This window comes from Phormidium pseudopriestleyi FRX01 (genome assembly GCF_017313335.1).
Classification (GTDB): domain Bacteria; phylum Cyanobacteriota; class Cyanobacteriia; order Cyanobacteriales; family Laspinemataceae; genus Laspinema; species Laspinema pseudopriestleyi.
The window spans coordinates 1-4,980 of sequence record NZ_JAFLQW010000271.1 but is presented as its reverse complement, the minus strand read 5'-3'; the positions used below and the strand labels follow the sequence as shown (position 1 = coordinate 4,980).

Sequence of the window (4,980 nt, the reverse complement as noted above, 5' to 3'; positions counted from 1 at the left end):
GGCGGGGGCAGTTTCTGGGGATACGATTAAGAGATATGTTGAGAACCAAAAAACTAAGTAATTGGTTAGCTACGTACCTACGCTAACCCCCTTATATCCCACGGCTAAAGCACGTGGGTTTTACGGCGTTTTCTATAATTCAGGAAATTAACTGACTCAATCTGATTTTAAAGAACAAGCGGATGAATTGCCAGCAAACCCTTCTATAGGTGGCAGAGTCCTATTTGCGAGACGCTGTAGCACCGAATGCGACTATCCTGGATCGGGACACAGATGCCCTAAAAACTGCCTTGCAAGGATTAGGCAGTCGTCACTTGGTATTCTCAGGCGTTACCCTTGCGAGTGCAGGCGATTGATTTAGCTTATCGATCGGCACAAGCTGCGATTACGGTTTCTAGTGGCGCGTCCAATTTGGCGGAATCTCAGGCGGGACGAGTGTATCGAGAGGCCCTGGTTTTTGGAGTTTCTGGGCAAACTTCAGCGGTGATGGAGGCAACTTTGGCGCAGTTGATGCGATCGCCATGAATTTGGGAGTAAATTTGGTTACAATTAAGATAAATTCACTCATTTAAACTGGCTTGGAAATGGAAAAATTTGTAACTGATATTCGGGTGCGACATTATGAAATGGATGCTTTGGGTCATGTCAATAATGCCATTTACCAACATTATTTAGAAGATGTCGGAATTCAACACTCGGAACACCTAGGTTTTTCCCTCAACCGCTATCGAGAATTAGGCGGCTATTTTATCATGCGGCGAGTCACCATTGACTATTTACGTCCAGCAGTAGCCGGGGATATTTTAGCAATTACTACTTGGTTAGAAAATTTGCGCGGAACTCGGGTGACTCGTCATTATGAAATCCGCAAGAAAGGCGAATCCGATTTAGTGGTAACGGCAGAAGTGCTTTGGGTTTGGGTGGATGCGGTGATGATGCGACCCAAAGCGATTCCCAAAGAATTTATCACGGCTTATGAAGAGTATCAACTAGCAGGAATTGAGTCAAATTAGCCTAAAAAATGAGTGATTTATCAGTGAATTATGGTAATATAGAAGCGGCAGCGAATCACTTGCGCGGAGTCGCCCACAAAACTCCGGTGATGACCTCCCGAACTGTCAATGAAATGACCCAAAATCAAGTCTTTTTTAAGTGCGAAAACTTTCAACGCACGGGGTCTTTTAAATTTCGGGGGGCATACAATGCGCTGGTGCAGTTATCGAAGGAGGAAAAACAGCAAGGGGTACTGGCTTATTCTTCAGGAAATCATGCCCAGGCGATCGCATTAGCATCGCAATTATTGGGGATTTCAGCCACGATAATTATGCCGGAAGATGCGCCAGAAGTCAAGCAAAAGGCGACTCGGGAATATGGGGCGGAGGTGATTTTGTATGACAAGCAGGAAATTTCCCGAGAGGAGTTAGCGGCAACCCTATCTCGCGATCGCGCCTTGACGGTGATTCCCCCCTATAACCGCGCGGAAGTGATTGCGGGACAGGGAACCACGGCGAAAGAGTTGATAGAAGAAGTGGGAGAATTAGACACACTTTTGGTATGCTGTGGCGGCGGGGGATTGTTGTCCGGTTGTGCGATCGCCGCCAAAACTTTGTCCCCGGGATGTCAGGTGATTGGGGTTGAACCTGCCAATGCCGATGATGCAGCGCGATCGTTCCATAGTAAACAATTGCATCGAGTTCATAATCCGGATACCATTGCTGATGGTGCTCGCACTCCCTCTCTGGGTGAGTTAACGTTTCCCTTAATTTTGCATTATGTAGATGACTTGGTAACTGTCTCGGAATTGGCTATTTTACAGACAATGTTTTTTCTCTGGGAACGGATGAAAATCGTAGTCGAACCTACTGGCGCATTAGCGGCAGCAGCGTTATTAGAAGGGATGATTTCACTGCGCGATCGGCGGGTTGGGGTGATTATTTCTGGGGGGAATGTTGATGTTAGGGGAATTTCGCGATTGTCGGATGATATTTTTGCTAAAGTTTGGGATAATCCGGAAGATGAGGTTTATAATCAGTCCTAAAATACAGTATCGTTTCCGGGTTTATCCCTTAATTTTACAGGACTTCTGCATATTTTCCGAAACAGCCCTATATGTAGAGGCGATTCGTGAATCGCCCCTACATAATAGGTGATTCGTAAGTCCTGTTTTAATTACAAAACCTCCACCTCTAGGCGAGAACCTTGGGGAGACTTGAAGACTTTCACTTGGGTAGGGAGTCGTTCCCCTAATGATTTGACATGAGTAATCACGCCGATGGTGCGATTTTGTTGGCGTAAGGATTCTAGGATTTGGGTGACACTTTCTAGGGTTTCTGAGTCTAAGGTTCCGAATCCTTCATCGAGGAATAAACTGCCTAATTCTGCCCCCATTGAGAGTTTTTCCGAGAGGGCGATCGCCATTGAGAGAGAGGTGGCAAAGGTTTCTCCTCCGGAGAGGGTTCGGACTCGTCGCAATTCGCCGCCATTCCAATTATCTGCAACCCAATATTCTCCCTCTTGCATTTCCAAGGCGTAGCGGGATTCGGTGAGTTCTTTTAACAATAAGGTAGCCCGGGCAACTAATTCCGCTTCTAAATGTTCTAAGATGTAGGATTGAAATTCGTTGGTTTTGAGATTTTGGGCTAAAACATGATAAATATCATAGTTTTTACTGACGGTTTCTTGTTCATCTAGGAGTTTTTCTGACTGTCTTTGTCTTTGTTCAGCAGATTGAATCCAGGTAGATAATTCAACTCGTTTATCTTGGGCGATTTTTAACTGTTGTTCAGCGGTTTGTTTGGCTTGTTTTCGCTGTTGCAACTGATGGGCATCGGTGGTGCGATCGCCTATTTCTTCTTGTAATCCCGCAATGCGAGTGGAGAGTTCAATCCTGCTTTCTCGATGATGGGTGATTGCCTGTTGCCATTTCCCCTGTTCTTCCGGGGAGGCAAGGGCGGTGAGAAAGGTCGCTTCGGTTAAATCAACTGCCTGTAATTGGGTTTGCCAACGGGTGTTAGATTGCTGTTGTTTGCCTTGGGCGGCTTCAGCGGTTATCTGAGTTTGATGGGCGGTTTCTCGGGCTTGGATGACGCGATTTTCGGCAGTTTGATGGGCCGTTTCTGCCGCAGAAATGCGACTGCTGAGGGTTTGTTTTTGTTCGGCTAGGGTTTGGGCGAGAACTTGATAGGATAATCCCTCCGTCATCGCTGCCAGTTTCTCTCGCACTTCTTGGAGGTTTTGCTGCCGTCGCGTGAGTTCCTGGGTGGCAGCTTCAGCGTCGGTAACGGTTGCCTGATAGGTGCGATCGCTAAACTCTCGGGCTTGTTGGGCGGTTTCCAGGCGCGTTGTTGCCTGTTGATAGGCGGCTGCCGCTTCTCGGTATGCCCGATCGCTCTTTTGTAGGGCTTCTCGTTCCTGCTGGAGGGCGACTGCATCCAGTTTGGCTGTCTCACTCTGTTGTAAAATCTCGGTAATTTGCTGTTGTAAGTCTTGCTGCTGCTGGGTGAGAGTCACGAATTGTTCCAGAATTTCTCGGTGTTTCTGAGTGAGATTTTCTAGGGCAGCTTCTGCTTTCGTGGCATTGAGTTGGGCAGTTTGCAGGGCTTGTGTCGCCGTTGCTGCCTGGGTTTGTAAGGCAGTGAGATTCACCCAGGCGATCGCCGGTAAAGGGGGTAATTTTGCCTCAGAATCGGGATGGATGCCGCCACAAACCGGGCAAGTCTCTCCCGCATCCAGGGACAGGCGTAAGGCTGCCGCATGGTTGGATTTCGTGGCTTCCGCGTTGGCAGTTTCCCCGGCAGCAATCTCCTGGGTGAGTTGGGCGATCGCCCCTTGCGCCTGTTGTAAACCCGTGAGGGCAGATTGATAGGTGCGATCGCCATTTGCCCGGTCCCGATTCACTTTGTCCAGGGCTTGGGCTTGCTGTTTCCGTTGCTTTTCCCCCAGATTCCATTCCACCAATAACGGGGCGATGGTTGTGAGACATTCTAAGCGGTCCCCCCCGGGTTGATGCCGTTGGAGGGCGTCGGTTGTGAGAGAAACCTGTACCGTTGCCGCTTTCACTTGGGCTTCCGCTTGGCTGAGTTCCTGCTTTGCCGCTTGTTGCTGTTGCTGTTTTTGCTGGGATTGAGTCGCGGCGATCGCCACATCCTGTTCCAACTGTTGCCGCTGTTCCTCGTAGGCTTTAGCTTGGGCTAAGGCGTGCTCCCTTGCGGCAATTTGCGGGGCGAGGGCGGCAGCTTCTGTTCTCACTTGTTCCAGGTTTTGCCGTTCTGACTGTAATTGGGTTTCCGCTTGGGTTAAGCCTAGGGCGGCTTTTTGAGCCTGATTCGCGGCTAATTTATCTTGAGTGCGAGCTTCCTGAACCAATGCCCAATCCCCTTGCAGGCGATCGGCCACTTGGGACCGGGCCAATCGTTCACTCAGGGCGGTGATTTTCGGCTGTCGCTGGTTGAATTCGGCAAATTGTCGCTGACACTTGGTGAGGCGTTCCTGTTGCTCAAATAGCCGTTCTTCCGCCTCTAACAAGGTTTGGGCATTTAACACCCCTTGATTGAGGACTGGAATCTCAGTTTCTAAGGTGGCTAATTGCGATCGCTGTCCTTCAATGGCGATCGCATCCGGTACTTCCAAATCTGCAATTTGTCGCTCAATTGTCGCCAATTCCTGCTTCAATAACCGCGCTAAATCATTGGTTTCCTTCCGCATCCGCTCAAAAATTTCAAACCCTGCCAATTGCCGCAAAATTTCCCGACGCTTGCCCGTATTTCCTTTTAAAAACTCATCAAATTGTCCTTGAGGTAACAAAATTACCCGAGTAAACGTATCGAAATCCATACCCAGAATTTCGGTAATGGCCTTTTTGCTTTCCCGTTCCTTGGTTTCCAGGGTTTCCCAACTGCCATCTGCCTGTGCTCTTTCTAATAAGCGACCCAGATTTTTAAGAGTGTTTCCAATCAATTAGTTTCCCCAGCGAGTGGGGAG

General features: G+C 48.7%; 5 protein-coding genes. 4 read left to right on the top strand and 1 reads right to left on the bottom strand.

Annotated features, from left to right (window positions below; translation table 11 throughout):
- The first annotated feature begins 209 nt into the window (after positions 1 to 209).
- From J0895_RS09830 to J0895_RS09815, 4 genes are read left to right on the top strand one after another with little or no spacing between them, the layout of a single operon-like run.
- Positions 210 to 356, top strand: a complete 147-nt coding sequence (locus J0895_RS09830; protein ID WP_207087921.1) for a hypothetical protein — start codon at positions 210 to 212, stop codon at positions 354 to 356.
- On the top strand, positions 343 to 525 hold the full coding sequence (locus J0895_RS09825; protein ID WP_207087920.1) for a hypothetical protein: 183 nt from the start codon (positions 343 to 345) through the stop codon (positions 523 to 525). Before J0895_RS09830 ends, J0895_RS09825 begins: the two co-directional genes overlap by 14 nt.
- Positions 526 to 584: 59 nt before the next feature.
- The gene (locus J0895_RS09820) at positions 585 to 1,013 is read left to right on the top strand and encodes an acyl-CoA thioesterase (RefSeq protein WP_207087919.1); all 429 of its coding nucleotides are present in this window, start codon (positions 585 to 587) and stop codon (positions 1,011 to 1,013) included.
- A gap of 8 nt (positions 1,014 to 1,021) precedes the next feature.
- Positions 1,022 to 2,038: a threo-3-hydroxy-L-aspartate ammonia-lyase gene (locus tag J0895_RS09815; protein WP_207087918.1), complete on the top strand. Its 1,017-nt coding sequence runs from the start codon at positions 1,022 to 1,024 to the stop codon at positions 2,036 to 2,038.
- Positions 2,039 to 2,169: 131 nt separating this feature from the next.
- Here the strand turns inward: J0895_RS09815 and J0895_RS09810 are convergent, their stop codons facing one another.
- Entirely contained in the window at positions 2,170 to 4,956 is a 2,787-nt protein-coding gene (locus J0895_RS09810) for an SbcC/MukB-like Walker B domain-containing protein (RefSeq protein WP_242541177.1), read from the bottom strand.
- Positions 4,957 to 4,980: the final 24 nt, after the last annotated feature.

Excerpts from the sequence above, each read along its gene's own strand:
- J0895_RS09820 (WP_207087919.1), top strand. The coding sequence starts at position 585 with ATGGAAAAATTTGTAACTGATATTCGGGTGCGACATTATGAAATGGAT.
- J0895_RS09815 (WP_207087918.1), top strand. The coding sequence starts at position 1,022 with ATGAGTGATTTATCAGTGAATTATGGTAATATAGAAGCGGCAGCGAAT.